This is a genomic window from Salinivibrio sp. IB643 (assembly GCF_001996105.1).
Classification (GTDB): domain Bacteria; phylum Pseudomonadota; class Gammaproteobacteria; order Enterobacterales; family Vibrionaceae; genus Salinivibrio; species Salinivibrio costicola.
Window position 1 is genome coordinate 18016 of the sequence record NZ_MUFF01000024.1, and the last position, 26566, is coordinate 44581.

The 26566-nt window shown below is 48.9% G+C and carries 22 protein-coding genes; 10 read left to right on the forward strand and 12 right to left on the reverse strand.

Going from position 1 to position 26566, the window contains the following annotated elements; translation table 11 throughout:
• Positions 1-50: 50 nt before the first annotated feature.
• The 4 genes from BZG77_RS10845 to BZG77_RS10860 form a co-directional block, all read right to left on the reverse strand.
• Positions 51-1244: an acetate/propionate family kinase gene (locus BZG77_RS10845; RefSeq protein ID WP_077647256.1), complete on the reverse strand. Its 1194-nt coding sequence runs from the start codon at positions 1242-1244 to the stop codon at positions 51-53.
• Between the two features lie 3 nt (positions 1245-1247).
• Positions 1248-2669, reverse strand: a complete 1422-nt coding sequence (locus BZG77_RS10850) for a bifunctional enoyl-CoA hydratase/phosphate acetyltransferase (RefSeq protein ID WP_077647257.1) — start codon at positions 2667-2669, stop codon at positions 1248-1250.
• 43 nt (positions 2670-2712) lie between these two features.
• On the reverse strand, positions 2713-3486 hold the full coding sequence (gene fabI, locus BZG77_RS10855; RefSeq protein ID WP_077647258.1) for an enoyl-ACP reductase FabI: 774 nt from the start codon (positions 3484-3486) through the stop codon (positions 2713-2715).
• Between the two features lie 348 nt (positions 3487-3834).
• Entirely contained in the window at positions 3835-4422 is a 588-nt protein-coding gene (locus BZG77_RS10860) for a nucleoside triphosphate pyrophosphohydrolase family protein (protein WP_077647259.1), read from the reverse strand.
• Between the two features lie 220 nt (positions 4423-4642).
• Here BZG77_RS10860 and BZG77_RS10865 point away from each other — a divergent pair, with 220 nt between their 5' ends.
• Entirely contained in the window at positions 4643-5152 is a 510-nt protein-coding gene (locus tag BZG77_RS10865) for an outer membrane beta-barrel protein (protein WP_021023765.1), read from the forward strand.
• A gap of 92 nt (positions 5153-5244) precedes the next feature.
• On the opposite strand, the gene BZG77_RS10870 is transcribed toward BZG77_RS10865, so the two are convergent.
• Positions 5245-5991 carry an SDR family oxidoreductase gene (locus BZG77_RS10870; protein WP_021023766.1) on the reverse strand — a complete coding sequence of 249 codons (747 nt, stop codon included), beginning with the start codon at positions 5989-5991 and terminating at the stop codon, positions 5245-5247.
• A gap of 16 nt (positions 5992-6007) precedes the next feature.
• Complete coding sequence (locus BZG77_RS10875; protein WP_274532602.1) at positions 6008-7603, reverse strand: methyl-accepting chemotaxis protein; 1596 nt, start codon at positions 7601-7603, stop codon at positions 6008-6010.
• Between the two features lie 338 nt (positions 7604-7941).
• On the opposite strand from BZG77_RS10875, the gene BZG77_RS10880 reads away from it, so the two are divergent.
• Together BZG77_RS10880 and yddG are read left to right on the forward strand one after the other, a co-directional pair.
• Positions 7942-11685: an EAL domain-containing protein gene (locus BZG77_RS10880; RefSeq protein WP_077647261.1), complete on the forward strand. Its 3744-nt coding sequence runs from the start codon at positions 7942-7944 to the stop codon at positions 11683-11685.
• Positions 11686-11741: 56 nt separating this feature from the next.
• On the forward strand, positions 11742-12656 hold the full coding sequence (gene yddG, locus BZG77_RS10885; RefSeq protein WP_077647262.1) for an aromatic amino acid DMT transporter YddG: 915 nt from the start codon (positions 11742-11744) through the stop codon (positions 12654-12656).
• Positions 12657-12694: 38 nt separating this feature from the next.
• Here yddG and BZG77_RS10890 read toward each other — a convergent pair whose 3' ends face one another.
• The 4 genes from BZG77_RS10890 to BZG77_RS10905 all read right to left on the reverse strand — a co-directional run bounded on the left by BZG77_RS10890 (position 12695) and on the right by BZG77_RS10905 (position 16400).
• Entirely contained in the window at positions 12695-13483 is a 789-nt protein-coding gene (locus BZG77_RS10890; protein ID WP_077460853.1) for an iron ABC transporter ATP-binding protein, read from the reverse strand.
• Between the two features lie 5 nt (positions 13484-13488).
• Positions 13489-14436, reverse strand: coding sequence for an iron chelate uptake ABC transporter family permease subunit (locus BZG77_RS10895; RefSeq protein ID WP_021023771.1), 948 nt, complete (start codon positions 14434-14436; stop codon positions 13489-13491).
• Positions 14429-15349 (reverse strand): ABC transporter permease, encoded by a 921-nt coding sequence (locus BZG77_RS10900; protein ID WP_025744503.1) that lies wholly within the window; start codon positions 15347-15349, stop codon positions 14429-14431. Before BZG77_RS10900 ends, BZG77_RS10895 begins: the two co-directional genes overlap by 8 nt.
• 136 nt (positions 15350-15485) lie before the next feature.
• A complete protein-coding gene (locus BZG77_RS10905) occupies positions 15486-16400 on the reverse strand; it encodes a siderophore ABC transporter substrate-binding protein (RefSeq protein WP_021023773.1) in 915 nt (304 codons plus the stop codon).
• A 481-nt stretch (positions 16401-16881) separates the two neighbouring features.
• On the opposite strand from BZG77_RS10905, the gene BZG77_RS10910 reads away from it, so the two are divergent.
• The 5 genes from BZG77_RS10910 (at position 16882) to BZG77_RS14845 (ending at position 20562) form a co-directional block, all read left to right on the forward strand.
• Entirely contained in the window at positions 16882-17061 is a 180-nt protein-coding gene (locus BZG77_RS10910) for a XapX domain-containing protein (RefSeq protein WP_077647263.1), read from the forward strand.
• A gap of 12 nt (positions 17062-17073) precedes the next feature.
• The gene (gene deoD, locus BZG77_RS10915) at positions 17074-17784 is read left to right on the forward strand and encodes a purine-nucleoside phosphorylase (protein WP_077460852.1); all 711 of its coding nucleotides are present in this window, start codon (positions 17074-17076) and stop codon (positions 17782-17784) included.
• Between the two features lie 18 nt (positions 17785-17802).
• Positions 17803-19269: a lactate dehydrogenase gene (locus BZG77_RS10920; protein ID WP_077647276.1), complete on the forward strand. Its 1467-nt coding sequence runs from the start codon at positions 17803-17805 to the stop codon at positions 19267-19269.
• A gap of 121 nt (positions 19270-19390) precedes the next feature.
• On the forward strand, positions 19391-20245 hold the full coding sequence (gene hdfR / locus BZG77_RS10925) for an HTH-type transcriptional regulator HdfR (protein ID WP_077647264.1): 855 nt from the start codon (positions 19391-19393) through the stop codon (positions 20243-20245).
• Between the two features lie 140 nt (positions 20246-20385).
• Complete coding sequence (locus BZG77_RS14845) at positions 20386-20562, forward strand: hypothetical protein (RefSeq protein ID WP_158009955.1); 177 nt, start codon at positions 20386-20388, stop codon at positions 20560-20562.
• A gap of 84 nt (positions 20563-20646) precedes the next feature.
• On the opposite strand, the gene nagZ is transcribed toward BZG77_RS14845, so the two are convergent.
• A complete protein-coding gene (nagZ, locus tag BZG77_RS10930) occupies positions 20647-21651 on the reverse strand; it encodes a beta-N-acetylhexosaminidase (protein ID WP_077647265.1) in 1005 nt (334 codons plus the stop codon).
• Between the two features lie 143 nt (positions 21652-21794).
• On the opposite strand from nagZ, the gene BZG77_RS10935 reads away from it, so the two are divergent.
• Complete coding sequence (locus BZG77_RS10935; RefSeq protein WP_077647266.1) at positions 21795-22907, forward strand: anhydro-N-acetylmuramic acid kinase; 1113 nt, start codon at positions 21795-21797, stop codon at positions 22905-22907.
• A gap of 9 nt (positions 22908-22916) precedes the next feature.
• On the forward strand, positions 22917-23840 hold the full coding sequence (gene murQ / locus BZG77_RS10940) for an N-acetylmuramic acid 6-phosphate etherase (RefSeq protein ID WP_077647267.1): 924 nt from the start codon (positions 22917-22919) through the stop codon (positions 23838-23840).
• A gap of 99 nt (positions 23841-23939) precedes the next feature.
• Here murQ and BZG77_RS10945 read toward each other — a convergent pair whose 3' ends face one another.
• Positions 23940-26513, reverse strand: coding sequence for an EAL domain-containing protein (locus BZG77_RS10945; protein ID WP_077647268.1), 2574 nt, complete (start codon positions 26511-26513; stop codon positions 23940-23942).
• Positions 26514-26566: the final 53 nt, after the last annotated feature.

The following is a 26566-nucleotide window of genomic DNA, read 5'->3' on the forward strand; positions in this document are numbered from 1 at the left end:
AGAAGAACAAGATTGAGAAAATCGTTTTCTTGCCTCTGAATAGCCTAGTGTCAACGCAATAAATCAAGGCAATCCATCGCGATCACGCGTTCTTCATCGGTCGGGATCACCCAAACGCCCACCTCACTGTCAGCGGCTGAGATACAGATTTGGTTCAGTTGATTCGCCGATGCATCTAACCTGATGCCAAGCCAACCACATTGGCGCACGACACTGTCTCGTACGGGTGCTGCATGCTCGCCAACACCCGCCGTAAACACCAAATGATCGAGTCCTCCCAAGGCGGCAGTCAAACTCCCGATCTCTCGGGCGATACGATAACAATAATGGTCGATCGCCTGCTGGGCTCTGGGTTTATCACTACGTAATAATGTTTGCATATCACTGCTGATCCCAGACAAGCCTAACAGGCCAGACTCCTTGTAAAGGAGTTTGCTCACCTCAGCGACCGTCATTCCTTCTTCACCGATGAGGTGTAAAACCAATCCGGCATCAATTGCGCCACTGCGCGTCCCCATGGGTAACCCTTCTAGCGCTGTAAACCCCATGGTCGATGCAATACTCTGTCCTGCTTGGATCGCACATAAGCTGGCACCGTTACCCAAGTGGGCCACAATCACACGTGCTTGGGGATCATAATTAGGAATCATGGAAGGTAAGCAACGGCAAATATAATCATAGGAAAGCCCATGAAAACCGTACCGTTGAAAGCCGCGATCGTACATCGCATAAGGCAACGCAAATTGGCGAGCCTCTAGAGGCTGCTTCGCATGAAAGGCGGTATCGAAGCAGGCAATTTGAGGCGTACCTGGCAATCGCTCGTCTAGCGCTCGAATGGGTGCGAGGCTATAAGGTTGATGCAATGGCGCCAAAGACGTCAATGCGTCCAGTAGCGTCACTTTATCCGGGTCCAGGCGGGTGGCACAATCATAGTGCATCCCCCCATGAACCACACGATGTCCGACCGCAATGAGGCGTTCGAGCACATTATGCTGCCCTAACCAATCGAGTAACGACATAATAGCCGCCTGATGATCGTTGGCCTCAGCCGGAGCAGTGGCATAGGCATGATTCCCGGCATGCATGATCACCGCGGTTCGTTCTGTCCCTAGTCCAGAGAACTGCCCCCGAAATACACACACTTGCTGATCCGTGTTGTCAGAATTAGACATTGCGCCAGCGTCGAACAACGCAAACTTTAGGCTCGACGAACCACTATTGATTACGAGTATATTTTTCATCATCCACTAGACACGCGACTTATCGAGCGATTTTCGTTGATAGTCCGCCAGTAATAACGCTAGCGCGCTTGACGCTATTCGCGTTAAAGCGTCATCGGCTCGACTGGTTAACATAATGGGCACTCTTGCGCCCACCACGACACCGGCGCCTTTGGCATCGGCAAGATAGCTGAGTTGTTTCATCAGCATATTGGCCGCTTCTAGGTCGGGAGCCATCAAGATATCAGCACGCCCTGCCACTGGCGACTCAATACCTTTTGTTGCACGCGAGTCCTCAGAAACGGCACTATCAAAGGCCAGTGGGCCATCAAGGACCCCACCCGTGATCTGACCGCGTTCAGCCATTTTGCACAGCGCGGCAGCATCAATCGTCGCATTCAACTTCGGATTAATCGTTTCAACGGCTGATAATATGGCCACCCGCGGATGGGGGTTCCCGATCGCATGCGCCAGCTCAATCGCGTTTTGAATGATATCGCGCTTTTGCGCGAGCCCTGGGTAAATATTGATCGCAGCATCGGTAATAAATAACGGTCTTGGATAGGTCGGAACATCGAATGCCATTACATGGCTTAAACAACGTTCAGTACGCAATCCTCCCTCACGTTTGACAACCTCGTGCAACAATTCGTCAGTATGCAACGCGCCTTTCATTAATGCTTCAATTTGACCCGCTCGTGCCATTTGCACGGCGCGCTCTGCAGCCGCGTGACTATGCGGAGTATCGACAATTTCGAAGTCCTGAATATCCACTTCGGCGGTATCTGCAGCGGCGAGAATTTTATCTCTTGGCCCCACTAGCGTTGGAATGGTTAGTTGCTGTTTTGCCGACGCAACCGCGCCACGAATAGAACTGTCATCAACGGGGTGGACAACCGCCGTATGCATGGGATCGGGATGATCCGCTGCGGTAAGAATCGCGTGTAACTGCCCGCGCTCAGACAAGCGCACTTCTGGCATGACTGTCCGTTGACGGCTTACTTTTTTAGTGGGAGCTAATACGCGTGCTTCGCCTTCGATGACGGTATCGCCGCGTTGATTTTCGCAGCGACAGGCAAACACAATATGATGGCGTTTATCGTCCATTTGGTCGACACGTACGATTACTCGAAGTACATCTCCAAGCATGACCGGTGCTTTAAAGGCCAACGTTTGGCCTACATAAACCGTCCCAGGCCCGGGTAACTTGGTACCGAGCACCGTTGATATCAATGCGCCGCCCCACATGCCATGGGCAATAATCTCTTGGAAACGGCTGCTTTTGGCAAAGTCATCATCCACATGAGCAGGATTGACATCACCGGACATTATCGCAAAAAGCTTAATGTCCTCCATGGTTAAACGTTTTTCTAAAAACGCCTCATCACCGATTGAAATTTCATCGTACGTCTTATTCTCGATGACCTCCTCGTTATGTGTCCCTGTCATAGTAAGCTCCTTAATCGTCTATAACGTCGAAAAATACGCTGATTTAAAAACGAAGATGATGACCGGCGTCGACGTAGTGCGTTAGCCCTGTCAGTACACGCCCTGCATCAGCGGTAAGATAAACAACCGCATTCCCCACATCCTGTACCCTTGCCAGTCGACGTAGCGGCGATCGCGTTTCACCGTCTACCGCCAACGCTTCAAATTCTTTTAATCCAGAGGCGGCACGCGTACGAATTGGGCCTGGAGAAATGGCATGAACACGGATACCTTGCGGCCCAAGTTCAGCGGCGAGATAGCGCGTGGTCGATTCGAGTGCGGCTTTAACCGGTCCCATCAAGTTGTAATTATCCACGACTTTTTCTGCGCCATAGTACGACATGTTAAATAATGTGCCCCCAGCTGACATAAGAGGCTCTGCCCGCTTAGCCATGCGAATGAACGAGTGGCAGGAAATATCCATCGCGAGCGAAAAGCCTTCTCGAGAGCAATCCACCACCCGACCGTGTAAATCATCTAACGGCGCAAACGCGATCGAGTGAACAACAAAATCAATCCGCCCCCATTTTTCTTTGGCACGCGCAAATAGCGCATCCAATTGGTGGTCATCTTGCACATCACACAACATCATTTCAGGATCCCCCATTGACGGCTTCAGGGGGGTGACAAAGCGCTCTGCCTTCGGTGACCCATACGTCACCAGTACGTCTGCGCCTGCTTGGTGTAACGCTTGGGCGCAGCCAAAGGCAATGCTATTTTCATTCGCCAGGCCCGCCACAATGCCGACTTTACCTTCAAGTGAGAAAGGATGTTCCACGATGTTCTCCCTAGATTTATAACGAAAGCGTGAGGCGCTCCACGTAAGGCTTTCAACACATAGAGCTGTTACACTAAAAAATGTGCTGCCTACTTTAGAGGACTCACAAGCTTTTAACTTAGACCCAAATCAGGACTAAAGGCAAAATTATAGATGAAATGAGAAGCAATCTTTGTAAGAAAAAAAGACACTTTTGCAAGACTTTAATGACACGCCTGCACAATAAGCTCAATGGAGAGCTTTTACTCAATTTAAGTAGGCGTGTGATAAATGAGCTCTGAGCCCATGACGAAAAAACGCCGCTTTTTATAGAAAAAGCGGCGTTATGCTAGCGTATATCGCGTGAATTTAAGCCAATTCAGCCATTACACATTTTGCAAGATCAGCTGGGCGATAGTACACGGACTTCATGACCTTACCTTGACGAATCAATTTACCGTCAACCGTCACATCTGTTGCGCATTTGGCAATAATCCCGTCATCTTTGGGGCTTGCCACAACCTCAATGCCTTTTTTCTCATAGTAGGCTTGGGTGTCCGCGAAAGCCTGCGCATCGCGGCAAACTTTACTCATATTACTGCTATGCACTTCGTCCCAACAGGTTATGAAATCGATCCCGAGTCGATTAGCAATTTGCATTAAAATATCAATCATATAACTGACTTCAAGTTGATCACGATACCCGCGCGACCCCATCTGTACGGCGCGTCCCATGAGGACATAAACACTGTCGACGATAGCATCAACTTGTTCAACCAGTGAGTCAGCCTCAGCCAGTTCGGTCATCTCCTCAACCGCCAATGCCGTATGAAGATCATCTGCTTTGTCGTCTAATGAGGTTGGATCGTTACAAGGCAAGTCAAACGTGATTCGAAAGGCTTCAATATCACGGTAAAGGTGGTCGTAAATCGCTTGATCGAGAACTGCAAATTTCATGTTTAAAGCCCTTTGAGAAACAAACACGCATGGCGTCATGCTGGTACACAAGGGGCAATACAATAGCACTGCTAGCGGGGAGTTAAAATCGATTGCGCAGATTCTTTAATATGACCTAGCGCTACAGCGCAAATATTACTCAAGCTTGGTGTCTGCTCGCCGTTACCGTTTTATAATGAGAAGACACGTCAGGCGAATCTCGGCCAAAAGGATTGTTATTATGACCAAACGCTTATCGCTTGCTACGCTTTGTGCGGGCATGTTACTCGCCACAGCAGCACAGGCCCAAACATCGCCACTCAGTATCGGCGCTAGCGCCAGTGTTACCGATGTTAAATACGGTTCTCAAACAGAGACAGGTCACACCTGGGAAGTGAATGGCACGTGGCGGCTGACCGATTATACCAGCCTGTATTCAGGGTATGGTGAAACTAGTGCCGACTTTGATAACGCCAATGGTACAGAAACAACGTTGACGTCCACCTATATTCCCGTTGGCGTACAAGTTAACTTCCCTATGACGATCGGCAGTGTCTATCTGCGTGGTGGGGGAAACTACTATCAAACCGAATTTGGGACGGATAAAGACATCGGTTGGGGCGCCAGCGGCACGGTTGGCTTTGAGTTACAACCGACTGTCGGACCTAAAATGAACTTTGAGCTCACCTATGCCGATCGCGGCGATGCCGAAACGAGCTCCGTGAGTGTCGGTACCAGTATCGGCTTTTAACCGCTCATAGCAGGGTGCCAAACAACGGTCGTTACGATATAGATTACCACCGCGCGACATAACGCGCGGTGATAGCATCGAAATACGGCAGACTACATGCCACCAGCAACATCAAATAAACTACCCGTCGAATAAGATGCATTATCTGACAGCAGCCAAGCAATCATTTCTGCTACTTCCAGCGTCGACCCCCCACGACCAAGCGGGATATTATCAGCCACACGCGCGACACGATCAGGCTCTCCTCCTGCCGCATGCATATTGGTATCAATTGGACCTGGGCGCACTGCGTTGACACGAATCCCTTCACGGCCCACTTCTTTCGCTAGCCCCATAGTCAGTGTGTCTAATGCGGCTTTGGTCGCGGCATAATCAACGTATTCATTGGGTGATCCGGTTTTAACCGCTGCGGAGGAAACATTAACGATAGCGCCGCCGTTACCACCACGAGATTGCGCCATGCGATGCACCGCCTCTCGGCAGCACAAAAAGGCACTGGTAACATTGGCTTGAAACATCGCGTTGATCCGCTCCGCATCCATACCGCTGACAGACGATTGCGGCAACATGATACCGGCATTATTCACCAATGCGGTGATATTCCCTAAGCGGTTATCCGCTTCACTGAACAACCGCTTGACACCTTCTTCACTCGACACATCGGCCTGAACGGCGATCGCGTTTACTCCAATCGCTTGAAGTTCATCAACAAGCGCAAAAGCAGATTCACTGTTGCTCAAATAGTTGATGCAAATGGCATAACCACGCTGTGCCAATAACTTCGCCGTCTCGCGGCCAATGCCGCCACTTGCCCCGGTTACAATCGCAACTGGATTCATTGCTACTCCTTTTCGCTCATTCTGCTGATACCGGTGGGTAGTATCCCATTCTCACTGCGCCCCAATGTTTACCTGCAACAAAGAGCGGGACAGAAAGGTCATGCATGACTTCACCGGTATCGCGCTTATAGGTTTGCAGCAGCATGGTATCAGTATGTTGCCCACAACGCCTACCTGTACGGTCATCAAATAAGCGTTTAGTCCGGTTACCGGTGATATCTTGCGCATAATCACCGGTTAATGGCTGACAAAAACGTTGATTATGCGTGGGAACATAACCGTTCGTGTCATTGGCTATCACGTAAACAATATTGTCATCGATGTCCAAAATAGGCTCTTGAATCGGCGGTAATAATCGATCACAAAACGTATCGAAACGGGTGGTGTATTTTTGTGGATGCGTATTGGCAATGGGTTGATAGTGGCGGTCAAACAAATCGGAAGGACTAATCTCGCCCTTCGCAAGGGCCTGTTCAAAAGCCGCTTCAATCCGATCTCGACATACACTCGCCGCTTTGAAAAAACGCTGATGAGGGCTAGCATCGGAGAGCTCAGCAAAAACCGCATTGGTTTTTTCTGCGGTATCCATTAATCCCTCGGCTTCTTTACTCAAGACCGTGACTTGCTCATCACTGATTTCAAGTCCAGATCGGACCTGTACCAGCGCCGATGCAATTTGTTCTAAACTGGCGCTATTCTGTGATGACCCATGGGCTATCTCTTTTACCGCTTCTTCAACCTGATCGGCTCCCGAAGAAAGCTCGGTTAAAATGTGCCCGACACGCTCAACATTTTCAGTGCCTGACTCGACATCGGATGACAAGGCTTGAATATGTGCCATCACATTACTCGACTCTGCCATAATGTGTTTTATGATTGTCGCGACTTCACTYGTGCTCTGTGAAGTCCGCTGCGCAAGCTGTCGTACTTCATCAGCCACCACCGCAAAACCACGCCCCTGCTCACCAGCTCGAGCGGCTTCTATTGCGGCATTTAATGCCAGCAAGTTTGTTTGTTCGGCGATATCATCAATAACTTGTGCGACGGCACTGACTTTATTGACGTTGGCGTCCAGAGCTTCAATTCGCGCAACCGTTTCGGCGGTTTTTTGGTTAATATCTCGCATCTCAGCAATGGATGCGGTCAGTTCATTTACACCCTGCTGACTAAGATCCCGCATACGAGTCACTTGCTCAACCGATTCAGTCTCGACTTGGCAAGCACGCGAAAGAGTTTGCTCAATATGTTGCGCTTTATCGGTAATCTCTACCACCGCAGAAAACTGCTCTGTCAAACGACCCGTTAAAATGTCAGAGCGATGCGAGACTTCTGCGGCCGTCATCGCGTTCATTGTGGCACGCGTTGCTAATCGTCCAACGGTTTCAGTAGGAATGTCTAGTGTAGCGTTTTCAACTACAGATTCTTGCTCGTGTCGCGGGAACAGATAGAGCTTTACGGCAAGACCTATGCCCACAGCTTGACAGGCCAATATCAACACAACCCATGTAAATTGCGCCGATACTACAACCCATCCTCCAAATATAGACAGCGCACAAACGACGCCAAATGCAACCCAAAATCCCATTTTGTTATCCACTACGATCCTTGTCATTTTCCACCTATAATCCTTATCTTTAGAACGGATTAGCATACTCAGTACGCTAAAAACCTAACGGTTACAGACACCTGCTAATACCGAGAGACTTTCAGCCTTGGTCCATTACAGATGCCATATTTTTTGGGTCATCGCGGTGAACACGATCAAATTTAGACTAAAGCCGTATGTCTAACATCTTGGGGATTAACTGTTGCGACGCAGTTGCGATACAAAAATAAATGCGACTCATAAACATCGAGAGTGTCTTTGTATGATAATTACCACAAACGTGATTAAATCCCACGCAAAATGCGCTAAGCTCTCCCTAGATTATTGTTATTAATGAGAGAACCATGATCCTCCATCGACGAATTCGCCAATCGATTCAGGCCTTTTTTATTTTAGTCACGATGAGCTTTTCGCTGGTATGGTTCTCATTAGCGGTGCTGCCAGAAAGCGAACAATTCGCCGTGATTTGGTACGTCTCGGCTGCCGGCGCATTCGGGTTTAGCTGCTTTTCAGGCTACGTGAGGCTTGTCGCAGCCGCAGGCTTTTTCACCGGCGTTTTTTATGCCGATACCATGATGGGGATTCCTGCTTCACTCAGTGCCAGCATGGCGGCTGTCAACACTTCAACCGCCGGATTAGGTTGCACCATTTACCGATTAATGCGCAAACGTTACGGTAACCCGTTCGAGAGTATGTGGCCCTTTATTCGAGGTTTGGCGCCCACGCTTATCATCAGCTCTCTATTTGGTGCGACACTCGGTGCCAGTGTTCAGTCAATAGGAACCCATCAACCGTTCGATTACTTGCTACTGCGGTGGTTTATTAGCGAGTTTGTCGGTTTTGTCGCCCTATTTCCTCTCTTGTTAGTCATCAAAGAGAACCTCAGCGAACGACCTAATGATCGACTTGCGAAATCGAGCACGTTTTGGATCGCCTTGATAGCCCTGTGCTTGGCCGCGATCAGTGCAATCAGCCTGTTGTTATATCTTTCACCTCACCCGTTTTTGGCGCTAACAGCGCTGTTTTTGTTGGCGGCAACACTGCAAAACCGCCTGATCGGCTTAGGCTGTATCGCGTTAACATTACTAAGCTTTGACATTTTATCCGCCCTCGGTGCACTGACATTTCAAGTAGAAGCGGATCAAAAAGCCTCACTGTCTCGCATGGCGATGGCTGGTGCCGCCATGATGGTCGGGGTGATAATGACACAATTCGCATATAGCTATCGACGTCATCAAAAGCATCATCTGGAGCAACATGCGTTATTAACCCAAGCAATGCATAACTCCCTTATTGGTATGGCCATACTCGACCCTCGCGGCATCGTTCAAGACGCTAACGCGAGCCTTGCGCAGTTTTTTGCCTGTGAACCGCGTGTATTGCTTGGCTCCCATGTTTCTATTTTTACCCGCGAGCACGATCAAGCGGCATTAAAAGACTATTTTAATGAACTGATCATGGGTCATACCGATAATAAACGGCTGGAGAAGCGCTTCCTGCGCGCGGATGGGGAGCAGGTATGGGGAAGGCTCTCTGTCACTGCGGTCCGTGACAAACATGCCGGCCATGTGACGCATCTCATCAGCCAAGTCGAAGACATTAATGCACTGAAAGCGGCACAGAGAGAGCAAAAACGCTGGCTAGAACGTTGGCGTTTTGCTTTAGATATCAACAAACTCGCCGTATTTGAATTGAATGTTCATACTGGCGTTATTCTGTTTTCAGGTTGGTCAGCGCCACTATTGGGGATCAGTGCAAATAGCATCCAAACCTACCAAGCCTGGATCGCCCGAATCCATCCTGACGATTTACACGGTTGGGAGCAAGCCATGCGCCTGCTGGTTGAAGAGCGTACTGATCGTATGATCGAAGTATTTCGCTTTCAAAATGATCAGGGCGATTACCGATATCTACGGCAAGCGTCGGCGCGACAAACCGGTGAAGAGAGAGAAACCGTACTCAGTACGGTAATCGATGTCACCGAACAGCACCTAGCCAACCAACAAACCGATACCTTACGCCGCCGCCTTGGAGCCGCGACCAAAGCGGCTAACATTGGTATTTGGGAGTACAACGTCGCAGACGTTACGCTCGAATGGGATGCGCAGATGTATGCGCTCTACGATATGCCCGTCTCTGACGGTAAAGAAACATTGGTGACTTGGCAACATCGCCTACATCCAGATGATGCCGATAGGGTCAAGCGCATACTCGGCAAAGCCCTAAAATATCAACAACGTATCGATACCCAATTCCGGATTCTCGATACTCACGGTCGAACGCGTTACCTGCGTGCCCTTGCCAGTGTACAAATCGATAATAGCGGCAATACCATACGATTGATTGGCGCCAACTGGGACAATACTGAAATCAATGAACTCAACCAAACCCTTGCCCAAGAGCGCGAACAATTAAACGTAGTGATGAATTCCATCAACGATGCCGTAATCACCACCGACGACCAAGGTCATTTGGCCTATCTCAACCATACGGCACAGCGACTGACTCTCAATGAGGATGATCGACCCCTTGGACAAACCATCGACGACATTTTCCAACTATATCGTCAACAACAGCGCGTGCTGCTCTCGAGTTTACATAACAACCAAACCGCGACCTTTTTTGAAACACAGATAAAAGATGCCTATCAGCTTGTGTTAGCTAATGGGGATCGCGTCTATGTCTCCGTGGCAGTATCGCCGTTAACCAGTCATAAAGGCTATGTGTATATTTTACGTGATGTGTCTGAAGAACATGCGTTAATGGCGCAACTCGACTACAACGCTAACCACGATCCACTGACACATTTACCGAACCGCCGGGCCTTTGAAACCATCATGGAAAAGCACCTTACACAACACCATGACGATACCCCGTCGGTACTTGCCTTTGTCGATCTCGACCTGTTCAAAATCATCAACGATTCTGTCGGCCACCATGCGGGCGACGATGTTCTCTGCCAAGTGTCTCGAGCATTGGCTGATAATGTTCGCAGTGATGACACCGTTGCACGACTCGGCGGCGACGAATTTGCAGTCCTCCTCACACACTGCAATATGCGGGATGCCAAACAGACAATTGCCGATTTAATCAGTCGCCTCGAGAATCTCTCTTTTTCTTATGAAGAGCGGATTTTCACCATCAGTGCTAGTGTCGGCTTAGTCAATATCGGTTATGACCCCTTAACTCTGTCCGACTTAATGAGCCGCGCTGACGTTGCCATGTATGAAGCGAAGTCAGCGGGCCGTGGACAAATCGTCGACTATAACGATATATCAGGCTTCGCCCAAGGCCGCCACAACGATATGCAAATGGTCGGAAAAATTACCCGCGCATTGGCTGAGGATCGATTTACCCTATATGGTCAACAAGTCGCTCCCGCGAAAGGAGCAACCATTGAACACTGGTATGAGCTATTAGTGCGGATGATTGACACGGATGGCAATATCATGAATCCGGGGCAATTTATCCCCGCCGCAGAGGCCTTTGGTTACATTCGTGACATTGATGCGTGGGTGGCCAACTATGTGCTCAATACTCGCGCCCAAGAATTGGCCGACTCTGGCCTTAAATTTAATCTCAACCTATCCGCGCACTCAATCAGCGATCCCAAGTTCCAAACACATTTGAAAGCCCTGTTAGCCTCATCTGTCTTTCCCGCTGAGCGCTTGTGCTTCGAGATCACAGAATCAGCCTTAATTAGTCACTTAAATACCGCCGTTTCATTTATCGATGAGTTACGCGCCTATGGGGCTAACATCGCACTAGATGATTTTGGCGCCGGCCTATGTTCTTTCCATTACTTGAAACTCTTCAACGTTGATGTCGTGAAAGTGGATGGCCAGTTCGTTGCCAACCTCACCGATAACGAAAACGACATTGACCGAGTGATCCTCGAATCTATCGTCAGTATCTGTGACACCATGGGGTATAAAACTGTCGCGGAGTGGGTGTCTGATGAAGAAAAACTCGCGCGCGTACAAGAGATCGGCATTCATTATGTGCAAGGGTTTTTAATCGACTATCCCACGTCACTTGATACCTTGCTTGCCAACAAAGTATCGAACAAACAAAAAGACGCTGAATAGGGTTGCGAGACGCCGAAAAGATAGGCAATTTAAGCTTTTTGCTTGGACTGCCTGTTATGAATCAATACACGCTTGCAGGGTGTGGTGCAATCCTACTGTGGAGCAGCAATGTCGCATTGATCCGCCACGTGACCGAATTACTTGGCCCTGTAGGTGGCGCTGCCGCCATTTATACTATCGCGGCTCTCTGCTTAGTGGTTTTTGTCGGTACGCCCAAACTCAGCGATTTTCCACGTCGCTACTTAATTGTCGGCGGCGTGTTATTCGTGGTCTACGAATTATGCTTGTCGTTATCCCTAGCATGGGCTAATACGCGCACACAAGCGATCGAAATGGGCGTCATTAACTATTTGTGGCCGTGCTTAACCGTCTTCTTTTCCGTGCTTATTACTCGCCAAAAAGTCAGCCTTTGGCTTTATCCTGCCTTAATGATCGCGTTTTTAGGCGTTATCTGGACAGTCGGCGGCAAACAGGGGGTTTCTTGGCATCATTTAGTCGCCAATATTCACTCAAACCCATTGAGCTATATTCTGGCTTTCAGTGGCGCCATCATTTGGGCCATATATTGTAATCTGACCCGCATGAGTGCGCAGGGAAAAAACGGCATCACGTGGTTCTTTATAGCAACGGCCATCACACTCTGGGTCGGTTTTGCACTCTCTGATGCGCCTGCGCTTTCCGGTTCTTGGTCGGAGGCAGTTTATGTGCTCGTGGCCGGTGTGGCAATGGGAGGAGGTTACGGGCTGTGGAACCTTGGTATTCTTAAGGGCAATTTGGTGTTCTTAGCAACCTTGTCTTATTTTATCCCGATCCTATCAACGTTTTTATCAGCGATTCTCTTGTCGACCGAGCTGACGCTCTCCTTCTGGCAAGGCGTGGCGATGGTGACACTCGGCTCATTGGCAAGCTGGTGGCTGACGCGAGCGCCGACCACCAGCAACAAGACCTCGAGTACCGCTAAATCACACTAGTGACGATGTATCCAGCCGCTCTTGCGGCTGGATACAGTTTACTGTGCCAAAGCTAACGCCGGTGTTGCCGCGCCATAATAGAGGCAAATACGCTGACCATTGATTTGTTCAACCTCAAACTCAATCTCGTAAATACGCTCCATCACTGGCTTGGTCACCACCTCATCAACGGGACCGCTCGATACCACTTCGCCGTCTTTCATCGCGACCATATTGTCCGCATAACAAGCGCTAAAGTTAATATCGTGCATCACGACCACCACGGCCTTGTTATATCGATGTGCCAGGTCTCTGACCGTCTTCATGATCGCCACCGAGTGACGAATATCGAGATTATTAAGCGGTTCATCGAGAAAGATATAATCGGTGTTTTGTGCCACCACCATCGCGATGAATGCCATCTGCCGTTGGCCCCCACTTAATTGATCAATAAAGCGGTCTTGTAACTCCGTTAACCCTAATTGAGCTAACGCTTCATCAATCACCGTATCATCATCTGCAGTCAGTCGCCCTTTAGAGTGGGGAAAACGACCAAATGCCACGAGCTCACGAACACGAAAGCGCATATTGACATTATTCGCCTGCCGCAACACCGCCAGCCTTTTTGCTAATGCCTCATTGCTCCATTCACTGAGCGGTTTATCGCCAATCAAGACTTCACCTGCATCACTGTCAGTGAGTCGACTCGCCATAGAGAGCAGCGTACTTTTCCCCGCACCATTTGGACCAATTATCGCGGTCACTTTACCCGGCGGGAACAACGCACTGGCCTGATTTACCACCTGGGTTTGCCCGTAGGCTTTCGACAATCCAATTAATTCAATCATAATGGTTAAAACTTGTTTTTCGTTAGCAGGTACAAGAAGTAGCTTCCACCAACAAAGTTAATAATCACACTGACAGTGGTTTCAAACCCGAACCACTGCTCAACAACATACTGACCGGTTAACAACAAAAAAACTGCCAACACACTGGTCGCAAGAATCAAAAAACGATGCTGATAGCTCACAAACATTTGCCGGGCAAGGCTGACCACAATCAAACCAAAGAACAATACAGGCCCGACCAAAGCCGTCGATACCGCAATCATGATGGCGATGATCACCATCACCTTCAGTGTGAGTCCGCGCATATCGACGCCTAAACTGGTGGCATTATCTTCACCAAGTAAGCAAACATCCAGCTGATTGGCATAGCGGTAAAGCGCCAACAAACACAGCCCTAACACCGGCACACTGATATACACCAGATCGCGATTCGCATTGTTGAAACTGGCAAACATGGCATCTTGAAGTACCGCAAATTCACTGGGGTCAACTAATAAGGTGAAAAACTGGCTAACACTGCCAAACACACTCCCGAGCACGATACCAATTAACAGCAAGGTATAGACGTTAGCGCGATGCCGACGAAAATAAAGCGTAAATAGTACGCTCGCCGTCACCGTCATCAATGCCACACTCACCGCAAAGTTTAAATAGGCATTCACCAAAAACAGACTGGTTGAACCGAAGATCACCAGTAACAGGGTCTGCAATAAGACGTACAAACTATCAAAGCCAAGAATTGAGGGCGTCAATATTCGATTATTGGTGATGGTTTGAAACACTAATGAAGAGGCCGATATTGCGATCGCTGCCAGCGCAATCGAAAGCACCTTCGGTGTACGCCTAGAAAGAAAGTAAGCATAATTATCCGCGGTAAGGCCATGCCCTAAGAAATAACCGGCGACCAGTAAAACGCCTACCGCAACAAGAGAAAGTTTGAGYCCATCACGCATTGGCTTTATCCCTCATCACTAAGTAGATAAAGACCACGCCACCCAAAATCGAAATAATCATGGCAATAGGGACTTCATAAGGGAAGATAATTACGCGGCCTAAAATATCGCAACTTAAGACCAGTACCACCCCCCAAAAGGCGGTCCAAGGCAAATTACGCTTAATGTTATCGCCCATGAACAATGAGACAACATTCGGCACAATCAGGCCAAGAAAAGGGATCACACCGACGATCATCACCACGGCCGACGACAACAAGGCAACCACCATGACACCAAACAGCACCACTTTTTGATAATCCAAACCAATATTCTTGGCGAAGCTTTCTCCAATACTGGCGGCGCTAAATTGGCTCGCATAGGCATAGGCCACGGCACATACAGGCATGGCAACAAACAAGATTTCATAATTCCCCGCCAACACCGATGAAAAATTGGCCACCGTCCACGCTTGTAAGGTTTGAATCAAATCGTATTTGTAAGCCAGGAACTGAGTAAGAGACGAAACCACGTTGCCGTACATAATCCCGATCAAAGGAACAAGTACGGTATTTTTAAATTTGAGGCGCTGTAAGAAACGGACAAATAGCCAAGTACCTGCCATCGCCGTACCGACAATCACGGTCAGGTCAAGCCATTGGTTTGCACCACTAAAAACCACGAGCGTAACCACATAGCCAAGCAGCGCACAATCAATAGTGCCCGTGGTATCTGGGGAGGCAAAGCGGTTTTGACAAATCTGCTGCATAATCAGGCCGGCCACACTCAACCCAGCCCCGGCAAGACAAATAGCCAGCAGGCGCGGAATACGGCTGGTGGTAAAAATGGTCCAGGCTTCTGAATCACCGGCCCACAAACTATCCAAAGAAACGTGGGCGACACCGATAGATATCGACAATAGCGCCAGCACCATAAGGATAGGAATAGAAAGATACTTCACAACACGACTACCGTTGGGTCTGAAACCACAAAGACCCGGGAGAAGCCCGGGTCAACTTTTATCTGTAAAAAAGCAATCTATAAAGAAAGCGATGAGTCATCAAAAACGATTAAAGTACACGATTGACATCGTCGATCATTTTATCCATCGCCGTCATCCCAGCCATGGTGATATACCAAGCGGTTGGATCTAAGTAGCTGATACGTTGATTTTGGTGCGCCGGTGTCTTATTCACCAATGGATTATCGAAACGCGCTTTAGCTTTTCCCTGTCCCTCACCAATCGCTTGCTCACGATCAAGCACCAGCAACACATCTGGATTGGCATCGGCAATGTATTCAAAAGAAATCAGGTTGCCGTGAGATCCAGCCACTTCTACGTCATCACTTTTCGCAGGTTTTAGTCCCAGCTCGTCAAAAACCAGACCAAAGCGGCTTTTCTCACCAAACATCGCCACTTTACTACCGTTGCTCATCACCATAAGCGCGTTGAAGTTATCTGCCACCGCTTTTTCATGTGTTTGTGCAATTTTGGTATTTACCTGGTCGATAATGGCTTCCACTTTTTCTTGTTTGTCGAAGACATTACCCAGCATGCGCCAGTTTTGCTGAACACTCTGCCAATAATGGTCATAATCGGCTTGGAACATAATGGTTGGCGCAATTTCTTCTAATTCACTCATCAGCGACGCCATACGCGCCTCTGCGATGATCAAATCCGGTTTTGCCGTAAAGATTGCCTCATAATCAGGCTCTTTAACAGTCCCTACCGCCACATACTTATCATCTTGGTAAGTTTTTGCTAAGTAATCTGGCATCAATGATTTCACCACGCCTACAGGTTCAACCCCCAGGCGGTCAAGCACATCGAGGCTGCCTTGCCCAAGCACAACCACACGCTGCGGCACACCGTCAATCTCAACGGTGCCCATGGCATGATGGATGGTTTTTGCAGCAGCGTGACCACTTAATACCAAAGAAACGGTTAAAAGAATGAATTGGAAAAATGAACGAAAAGCTTGCATAGCCCTTTCCTCGCAAAAATTGATGGCAGCATGCTAACGCAATTAAAACGCTAAGTCACGAATAGAAGTGAGAATTATTCATATTCATAACTCTATTGATAAAGCCGGATCAACACACCATCATGATAAGGGCGTCAGTTACTAAAACTGTTTTGATCTTGCGCAAAATAAAGACAGATATCAGCCAGTGTTGTGTCTATTGCCCGTTTTTATCCGCGAATAAACCATCCAATCGGACCTATTTGGTTACAACGCAAGCGATTGCACCGACACTATCAACATATTTAGTAATCATTGGCCGGTTTACGGGTTAACATGGATATAGTTGTGATCAAGATCGCGCGGATATATGGGCTGGTTACATACACTAGACTCATCTCGAGCGGTATGACTGAAACGATAATTAAAGACAGCTAAGACTGTCGCAAATTCGGTACCGGATTGAGCTGAACTGCATCTAACGAGTTGTTTGAGGGTTATAATGAACGAAATTTTACTTGCGGTCGTCGCTGGCGCCATTGTTGGCTTTTTATTCAGCGCGATCAAGTTACCCTTGCCTGCTCCCCCGGTGATTTCTGGGATCATGGGCATCGTTGGTATCTACCTTGGCGGCATGGCTTATCAAGCCGTGATCGAACGCTTTTCTCGTAACTTTAGATAATTGGAGCACACTATGGCTACCCCACATATTAACGCTGCAGACGGCGCATTTGCTGAAACAGTCCTGATGCCAGGTGATCCACTGCGCGCGCAGTACATTGCCGAAAACTTTCTAGAAAACGCGGAACTGGTCACTGACGTCCGTAATATGTTTGGTTACACCGGCACTTACAAAGGCAAAAAAGTATCGGTAATGGGTCACGGTATGGGTATCCCATCGTGCTCCATCTACGTCCATGAGCTGATCAAAGATTACGGTGTTAAAAACGTCATTCGCGTCGGCAGCTGTGGCGCAGTAAAAGATGATGTCAAACTGATGGACGTGATCGTTGCACAAGGCGCTTCCACCGACTCAAAAGTAAACCGCACCCGTTTTGCCGATCATGACTTCGCCGCTATTTGTGATTTCCATCTTATGGAAACTGCCGTTGGTGAAGCGCGTAAACAAAACGTCTCTGTGCGCGTTGGTAACGTATTCTCTGCGGATCTTTTTTACAGCCCAGAAGCCGATCTGTTCAACAAAATGGACAAACTTGGCATTCTTGCCGTTGATATGGAAGCAGCGGGTATCTACGGTGTCGCTGCAGAGCTAAACGCGCGTGCTCTCACCATCCTGACCGTGTCTGACCACATTATTCGTGGTGAAGCACTGAGCTCAGATGAGCGTCAAAAGTCGTTTAATGAAATGATGACTGTCTCGCTCGAGACCGCGATCAACCTGTAAATGTGGGTTGGAGGAAACGTGCCAAGCGGTAAATTGCCACCCGCTGCCGGTCAATTGCAGCTGAATTTTTGTAAAACCTTGACCTGTCCTAACTTCGGGTCAATGGATGAGCAAGATTATTTGGTTCAGCGCTCTAATCCGGCACGCCCAACGCTAGTATGCCGAGAATGCGGGGCGTTTCCTCCTCTGCTCAACAACCAGCAAGTTCATGCCGAGTTGATAGCCCAACGTCAACTCCATGCAGATGGACTATGTGCCTGTACCAACCCCGCCTGTGAGCACTTAGGTAAGCCAGTCTTAACCTACCGTCACTGTTACCATGCCTTTGGCTACAGCGGCGATAGACAACGTTATCGGTGTAAAGGCTGTCAAAGTACCTTTGTCGACCGTTGGTCTGGGATTAACAAAAAGAGTGAGCTGCAACAAAAGTTGCTGGCCTTCCTTTTCACGGGCCATACCGTGCGAGAGATCTGTCGTCGGCTTTCTCTCAACCCAAAGACCTTTTATGATCACCTGAATCAAATAGCTGCGCGTTGTCGACAAAAACTTGCCGCGTACGACACACGCTTTTTATCTGATACCTCAACAGGCCACCTCGCGAGTGTTCATGCACCGCTGCAACCTAACAGCGAAAATGGCGTACAATGGCTAGCGACCGGAGAGGCGCATAGCGGCTATATTTTGCTTCAAGATGTCAACTATCATTCGTATGATCATGACCATCTCGCCGAGCATCATGATCCGTATCAAGACGCTTGCCGCTTTATGGCGACCACCAATGCAGGCCAGCGCTCGGAGCCAACAACACGCCCTGACGGCTTACTGGGTCGCGTTGACGCAAAATACCGAGAGGTGTTTTCACGCTCAAATGTGGAAGACCCTTACACCCAGCCGTTGCACTTTATTTACCCTAATCGTGGTACGCTGATTCGTCCTCAATACACCACCTATGCCCATTATTTAAACCTCAAGCCTTTTATTGATCATTGGCAACACATTGTGGTGTTTTCTCCGCAGGAGCCCTTATTGCGCTCGGCTTGTTTATCCGTTTTCGAGGCCGATATTCGCGACAAACGGGTTAGCCATGTTTATGTCGAGCAAGATCCTTATTGGCAACCCGGCTCAGAGCCAGAAAAAATTGATATTGTGTTACTCAGTTGGTGGCGCGATCGCTGGGCGTTTACGCGCAGCGGTGCAGGGAGCAAAGCCATTTGCGATCATGGGCAAAATAAGGGCAGAGAAGCCTATTGGTTAACCCATGCAAGCTGTGATGCGATGAAGAAATATCAACAACACTTCCATCAGCAATTTGCACTGTTGGTTAATGAACCACGACGCCGTTTACGCCCTGGAGGGTTACTGCCGTTACTTGATATTTACCGTGCCTGGCACAATTTGTGTTGGCAAGATCACGCCCACGTCACACCTGCTCAGCGTCTTGGATTAACCGATCGTCCGCTCACACTTGCGGATCTCATGCTTTAACGTCTCGCCGCCCGATAGTTATCGATAGTTCAACCTAGCGTCTGTGTCGTCTTCCTTGACGATACCGATGTTTCGCGTTATTGATCTCGATACTAAAAAGCCAGTCACGAGGATATAGGTATTGGATATTCAACTGCTGCGTACATTTATTGAAGTCAGCAAGACCCGCCATTTCGGTCATGCGGCGGATAATCTTTATCTGACCCAATCCGCAGTCAGCTTTCGTATTCGCCAACTTGAAACGCAGTTAGGCACCGCACTGTTTATTCGTCAGCGCAATAATGTTCGCCTCACAGAAGCAGGTGAGCGTTTATTTCCCTATGCAGAAACTATGCTGCAAACTTGGCAACGTGCGCAACACGATGTCAGTGCCATACAAGCCGCCAGTACCCAATTAACATTTGGGGCGTCACCGATGTTATGGGAGCTTGATGGCGTAAGCGCATGGATAAATCAGATAGGTGCAGACCATACCGACTGGCTACTCCGTGCTGAATCAACGCCAAGGCAATTACTCGCTCGCCATTTAATTGAGAAGCGCATCGACGCGGGCCTAACGTCAGAGTTACCAAAACTTGAAGGGCTGCAGTCTCATCACCTTGGCAATTATCAATTACAGTTGGTCAGCCACGTCGCTCATCTTCATCTGGATAAGAGTGATGAGCTACCGCTTATCTATCTTGACTGGGGCACACAATTTGCGAGTGCACAAAGCCAAATAGCGCAGTTACAGCGCCCACCGGTGTTACATACCCAGTCGTGCCACCTAGCGTTAAACTATTTGCTCACACATGGCGGCATCGCATTTCTGCCTTCCTTGGCGATTCAACAGTACCTAGACAGCAAGCGACTTCATTTAGTTGATAAAGTACAAGCGCTTACCCATCCTCTTCACCTTATCTGGCTGACGAGCAACGATAAAAGCAATTTAATCAGTCAGTTAATAGAATCAAACGGTCAGCTTTACGCCGGTTAAAAAAACGGTCGTTTGCGGCGAATTTCACTAGTCGGTGGGGCATTTTTCGGCTATCTTAAAATTGTTAGGCAACAACATACTGCCTAATCATCCGGCTACACGTAGCCTTAAAAATCAACAAGCGTTAGGAAAGCACCACCATGGCACAGTGGGATCAATGGTTAAAACACGGCTCTCAACAAAAAGAGAAGTTTAAATCTCGCCACCACGACGATTTTGATGACGATATGTCACACGGTAAAAAAGGCAAAAAACGTCAAAGCAAACGCGCGCACCGACCTCAGCAAGAGGACAGCTACTTCGGTGATGACCGCTAACTGCGTTGATACGTTTGTCGTCAAAATTAAAAAAGGCAACGCGTCGGCGTTGCCTTTTTGTTGCCACTTATCACCGAGACGGTGTTAGGCTTGCATCGTTCGCCAATGGGTATTGAACGCCGTTAATACGGCATGCGTCGTTTGCCACAGTGGGTTTTGCTTGAGTGTCTGCCAATCAATCGGCGTCCGTACGCGGAGTGCATCTGCCATTGGCACGGATTGAATCGGTAACGCATCTAAAACCGACACCGCACTTGCGCGATCATTGCAGATCAGCGTCATATCACACCCTGCATCCAGTGCTGCCTTAGCACGAGAAGGGGCATCACCAAACACATGCGCCCCACCCATGCTTAAGTCATCCGAGAAGATAATCCCTTTAAATCCAAGTTGCTGACGCAAAATATGAGTTAGCCAATAGCGTGAGCCACTGGCAGGCTGTGTATCATGCTGCGGATAGACCACATGCGCAGGCATAACCGCATCCAATAAGCCTTGTTCAATAAACGCTTTAAAAATAGCGAAATCAGACGACTGCAGAATATCACGCGGATCTTCAGGGGTGACTAAATGAGAGTCTTCTAACACAGCACCATGCCCCGGAAAATGCTTCCCGGTCGTTGCCATGCCGGCACGGCGCATACCCATTGAAAAGGCGCTGGCGTATTGCGTCACCACCTGTTGTTCTTCACCGAACGCGCGATCTTTAATGGCAGCGCACGCAAAGCCGCGATCAAGCACAGGTGCAAAGCTCAAATCAATCCCATGCGCAATTAACTCGGCGGCCATCAACCATCCGGCTTGCTCAGCCATCTCTGTGGCTGCACCAAGTGCATGATAAGACTGTGCGGCCGGGATCGGCGTAAACGCCTCTCGAAAGCGTTGAACGCGTCCGCCTTCTTGATCCACACCAATTAAGATATCTCGGCCTGCCGCCGCACGAATAGCCTGTGTCAGTGCGCGAAGCTGCGCGGAATCGTAATAGTTGCGGGCAAACAAAATCACGCCACCGACGCTCGGATGCGCGAGAATTTCTTTCTCTTCATTATCGATTTGCTCTGCGTGCACATCGAGCCAAACGGGTCCCATTATGTCTCCTTCATCCTGCGTTTATCACAGACGAATAATCAAGCACTTTGCGAGATATCGCAATCTGTTTATACTCGCTGTTTGTGTATACCCATTGCGCATTACTGCTATCGTACCGTCGTCATTATGCAAGGAACAGCCACATGTCATACTCTGGAGCCGATATCTATATTGGTGTCATGTCAGGAACCAGTTTAGATAATATCGATGCCGTCGCTGTCAGGTTTACCCAAGCCGGTCAGGTCGAGTCAATTGCGCGACACAGTGATCCGATACCGCAAGACATCAAAGCCACGGTGATTACGTTAAGCCGAGGTCAGCCTGTGTCAGTGACAACCCTCGGTGAGCTCGATCGTCGCTTAGGCGAATGTTATGCCGCGGCGATTAATACCTTGCTCGAACACGCCGCCTTATTGCCTGAGCATGTCGCCGCGATAGGGTGTCATGGACAAACGGTGTATCACCAGCCAAGTGGGGATTATCCGTTTACCATGCAACTTGGCGACGCCAATGTGATTGCCGCTCGAACCGGTATCACCACTGTTGCCGATTTTCGTCGCAAAGATATGGCGTATGGTGGCCAGGGTGCACCACTGGTGCCCGCATTTCATAACGATTACTTTTCCGATAGCGAACAACCGACTGCGGTGGTCAATATCGGCGGCATCGCCAATGTCTCAATGATATGCCCTGATCATCCTTTAGATGGCTACGACACCGGACCCGGTAACATGCTAATGGATGCGTGGACACAACGACATCGTCATCAAGCCTATGATCGAGATGGTGAATGGGCGGCAAGCTGTGCGCCTTATCAGCCCCTGCTCCACCGGCTACTGTCGGACGCTTACTTTTCTCGCCCTGCGCCCAAAAGCACAGGTCGAGAATATTTTAACCTCGACTGGCTCGACCGTCAGTTGCTCGCGTTTTCGCTCTCCCCCGATCAGGTACAAGCAACACTGTTGGCACTCACCGTTGAGAGTATCGCCATAGCCATACGACCGCTAAAGCGCGGACGCATCTTTGTTTGTGGTGGGGGAGCACATAATCAAACGTTAATGCTCGCGCTGCAACAAGCCATGCCCAACTGGGCAATCGCTCAAACCGATGAAGTCGGGATCCGTTGTGACGATATGGAAGCCATTGCCTTTGCATGGCTTGCTAAACAAACACTCAACCACCAGCCTGGCAACGTCCCTGCCGTGACCGGCGCCAGCCAAGCGTGTTGCTTAGGTGCCATCTATCTACCCTATTAAGGAATATCAATGACACCCCCCAGCGTCGAACAACTCAAGCATTTATTATCCGAAACGCGTAATCCCCACACTTACGGACTCGATCAGCAAGATACACTTGGCTTGGTGACTATGATTAATGCCGAAGACCAAGGCGTCGCACTTGCAGTCCAATCACAACTTCCCGCTATCGCTGACGCTGTCGACCACATCGTAACCGGGTTTAACGCGGGAGGCCGGCTTATCTATATTGGCGCGGGCACCAGTGGACGCCTGGGTGTATTAGATGCCGTTGAGTGCCCGCCTACATTCGGGGTCGGACATGAACAGGTAATTGGCCTTATTGCCGGAGGCGAAAAAGCGATGTTTATCGCCCAAGAGGGAGCGGAAGATGATCCAAAGGCAGGTGTCGCGGATCTAGACGCCCAACACATCAGTTCGAAAGATGTTGTCGTCGGTATTGCCGCCAGTGGCCGAACGCCGTATGTGGTCGGCGCGCTTGAATTTGCTAAGCAACAAGGTGCTGTCACCATCGCCTTATCATGTAACCCCAACGCCGCGATCAATGCGTATGCTGATATCGCGATAACGCCCGAGGTCGGCCCAGAAGCGCTCACCGGCTCAACCCGTATGAAGTCTGGCACCGCGCAAAAGTTAGTACTAAACCTATTAACCACTGCCGCCATGGTCAAAATCGGTAAGTGTTATCAAAACTTAATGGTCGATGTAAAAGCCACCAATCAAAAACTGGTGACACGCTCAACCCTGATCGTGATGGAAGCGACAGGTTGTGATGAAGCGACCGCGGTTCAGGCTCTGTCCCATGCCGACGGTGAGGTTAAGGTAGCCATTTTTATGGTGTTAACCGGGCAGGATCCACATTTAGCAAGAAAGCACCTTGAGCAAGCCAAAGGACATTTACGCGATGCACTCGCGATGACACCACAACGCTGATCCTCATAATATACGTCGCTTTTGCGAACAATAGCGCTTGCAAATGACAGCGCTAGTAAACGACAGCCTCGCAAACAGCTTACGCTTTTTGAGCTCCACTTATCCAGAGGTAGAGCGCCGATTTCGTTCACGTATTACTGTACTCGGCTGCGCACTGTCCATACGTTCCACGTACGCTTGGTATTGGCTAAACGGTAAGGGGCGTGAATAGTAGTAGCCCTGCGAAACGGCCACACCATAACGCCGAAGCAAGCTCTCGGCCTCTTCACTCTCAACCCCTTCGGCAACCACCATCACCCCTAACGATCGCGCCATATCGGTGGTTGCACGAACAATACTTTGGTGGCGGCTACTTTTGGGAAGATCTCGCACAAAGCTGCGGTCAATCTTAAGCTCAGTAAAAGGCAATTGAGATAGAAAGTACAAAGACGAATACCCTGTCCCGTAATCATCGGTAGAGACTTCAATACCATTTGCCGATAGATCTTCAATCAACTGCTTGAGCCAATTGTAATCTTCCACCATGATCGATTCGGTCAGTTCAAGTGAAATTAAATTCGTGGGTATATGATACTCTCGAGCCAATTCAACCACATGATTGGCCAAATCAGGGATATAGATATCAGACGCACTAATGTTGACTGAAAGCCGGCGACAGTGGCCACGGTTAATAAGCTGCGCTTGCTGCTGAAAAGCACGCTTAATCACCCAAAGGGTAAGACTATTAATAATCCCGACGTCCTCGGCCATTCGTACAAACACCTCAGGCGATATCTGGCCATACTCTGGGTGCGTCCAACGTGCCAGCACCTCTGAGCCATGGATAGAGCCTGTGCGTAAATCAATTTGCGGTTGGTGATAGAGCTCCAACCCATCATTCTCAATCGCATCTCTTAAATCCGTGACGAGCGAGACATGTAACTGATGGTCTCGCTGTTCATGGGAATTAAAGTGCGCATAGTTGCCAGCAAAACGGCGGTGCTGGTCAATGGCATTTAGCGCTCGGCTAATGAGTAACCCTGGATGATCACCATCGGTTGGATAGTGACAAACACCGATACGCACATTGACTTGCGTAACAAAGGATCCCACGCATAAATCACCATTTAAGCTATCAACCACAGCAGTTAGCACCTGGTCACACGTCTTGAGATCCACATCCTCAATTAAAAAAGCAAACACCCCTTCTTTTAGGCAGCCCAGGCGGTGGTTGGGCATATCACTGTCCGTTTTGATCGCTTGTACCGGCTGAACCGCTAAGGTGTCATTCATACGTGCAGCAATCGCATTGATATATTCATCGCGTGCACTTTCATCTAGGTAAGGTAATAAATTGCTATAGTTATCAATCGATAAACAACACAAATTGAAATTGTTGTTGCGGCTAATGAGGTCGCTGATCACCATGTGCAATACGTTGTTATTAGGAAGGCAACTCAAGGTATCATGCGTCAGCGCTCGCATTTCCTGCATCCTTTGAAAACGAAACCGCTCGGCAAGCGCCAGAGAAAATAGAATCATGGTTAGCGCAAGCGCTAGCATCAAGACATAACTTGACAACAGAGTGTACTCAATGTAATTCAGCATCAGTGCGTAGAATGTCAGTCCGCCAGCCATTGCGGGTAGCCAACACAAAATAAATAGAAACAACCAGTATTTACTCGGCTGCCATTGCTGCCACAAGTAATAAATAATCACTCCGTAGACTGGGATTTGTGCAATGAGAACAAAAGAGGCAGACATATAAGCCGGCGTAATAAAGCTCAGTAATGCGAGACCGAGCAGCCCACCCGTCGTGATTAAAAATAGAGATCGCGCGCGTTGATGAATAGGACTACGCGTAAAATCTAAGAAAAAATAGGTAAACCATAACCCGACCGTTAATAAACAAACAGTGAGTGCCACCAAGTGATTACTGATAAATATCTGGATAAAATCAGGGAAAAAGTAACGACTAAAGCCATGATTCACACTCACCACTAACGCACTCAACACAGTTGCAAACACATAAATTAAGTACACGCGCTGCCGACTGTATACATAGACACCGGCGCTATAGAGTGCCATCAGCATGGCAAAACTCATAAATCCGCCCCATACCAAATGTAGTGATTTGGCGAAATGGTCATAGCGCCCATGATCCATCACCCATAGTGGCATGGTTGCCATATCTCGTGACGTTACTTTGATCAAAAGCTGATTAGCATGCTCAGGGAGCAAGGTCACGGGCACAGAGGACGGCAAGGGCAAGCGGTTCAGTCTTTCTGGTGTAATATCGCCAGCTTTTACACGCGAGCGAATCTGTTCACCATCGAGGACGTGATAAGCGTCAAGATAATCAATTGAAGGGTTATCAGTGATCACATGTATCGGCCGCTCAGTGAGGCCCGTATAGTCAAAGCCGATGTTGATCCAGTACGTTTGGTAAGCTAATTTCCATGGAATGTGGGTTGGCTCTGATACCGACGTGAAAGGGGCATGTGCCATTACATAATCCAGTGATAGCTCGTTCGTCTCGTCAACAAAGTAACTATAGTTTACGTCAAGAAGAGGCTGCTCTTCGGTCGTACCCTCACTGAGATCAGCAATCCACACCCCGAACGTACTCAAGGCGAGTAATGCGAGCAATGTCGCCCCCCAGATCAGGGGTTGTCGTGATTGTAGTGCGTGCATCAAGCCACACTCCCTTAGCCAAAGACAAGCTCGCCATCATGCTATTTTTCTAC